This window comes from Mesorhizobium sp. M7A.F.Ca.CA.002.15.2.1 (assembly GCF_003998715.1).
In the GTDB taxonomy this organism is placed as follows: domain Bacteria; phylum Pseudomonadota; class Alphaproteobacteria; order Rhizobiales; family Rhizobiaceae; genus Mesorhizobium; species Mesorhizobium ciceri.
In genome coordinates, this window is the sequence record NZ_RZPI01001058.1 from 1 (window position 1) to 1,111 (window position 1,111).

General features: G+C 58.7%; 2 protein-coding genes. One reads left to right on the forward strand and one right to left on the reverse strand.

What is annotated here, in order from left to right; translation table 11 throughout:
- Nucleotides 1-243: 243 nt before the first annotated feature.
- Nucleotides 244-750 (forward strand): DUF1993 family protein, encoded by a 507-nt coding sequence (locus ENZ74_RS32555; protein ID WP_063167831.1) that lies wholly within the window; start codon nt 244-246, stop codon nt 748-750.
- Between the two features lie 174 nt (nt 751-924).
- Here the strand turns inward: ENZ74_RS32555 and ENZ74_RS34830 are convergent.
- A partial coding sequence (locus ENZ74_RS34830; protein WP_206522393.1) for a hypothetical protein occupies nt 925-1,111 on the reverse strand: 187 nt, incomplete at its 5' end.

Sequence of the window (1,111 nt, forward strand, 5' to 3'; positions counted from 1 at the left end):
GTCGTCGACATAGGGCGTTTCGCGGGCATCTTCGGCTGCCAAGGTCGTTTGACCGATCGGGGCAAGGGAGAGAAAGGCAGTCGCTGCGAAAAGGGCGCATCTCATCGGGAACCTCCGCTCGATAAGAGGATTCTACGACGGCGATTGCGGCAACGTGGTGACGCGGCGTCGGCGGCCTTGAAAAATCCTGCACGAAGGCGCTACGTCGCGTCCGCCGGCGCTGGGCCGGGCAGGAGATTTGACGTGACGATATCGATGTATGAGGCATCCGTGCCGGTGTTTTCGGCCAGGCTGAAAGCGCTTTCCAATGTGCTTGCGACCGCCGAACAGAATGCGCTGGACCGCAAGATAGACCCGCAGGTTTTTCTGACGGCGCGGCTGGCGCCGGACATGTTCGCCTTGACCAGGCAGGTGCAGATCGCCACCGATCATGCCAAGGGCGCGCCGTCACGGCTCGCCGGCCGCGAAGTGCCGAAATACGAGGACAATGAGGCGAGTTTTGCCGATGTCCAGGCTCGCATCACGAAGACGCTCGACCTTCTCGCGACATTTTCGGCTGCCGAATTCGACGGCTCCGATGACAAGATCATCGAGCTGAAGCTTGGTGGACGCGAAAGCTCGATGCCCGGCCTGCAGTATCTGCTGCATGTGGCCATGCCCAACTTCTATTTCCATCTCACCACGGCTTACGACATCCTTCGCCACAATGGCGTACCGTTGGGCAAGGCGACGTTCCTGGGATCGCGCTAAGGAATTGAATTTTTTGGAGGTGTCCCGGACCGATCCGGGACATCCTGAACACCGGATGCAGCTAGCGAATGGACATTTCGCGGGCGATGCGGGGGAAGTCGGCCGGCTTGATCCCTATGTCGGCGCGGTCGGCATTGCTCATCGAATGAAGCAGCGCGAGCGCCGAGCGGTATCTCAGATGTTCCTGTGGCCGAGGCCGGGCGAACATTTCAGTGAAGAAACCCATGATTCAAGCCCCAAATTGGTCCTCCACGGCTGCCAATATAGGTGAATCGTGACAATTGTGCAGTGCAGCATTTGCATACCTGCCATGTCTTGGCGATTTTTTTCGCCATTTTCCGCAACCGGGTGAAACTTTTGC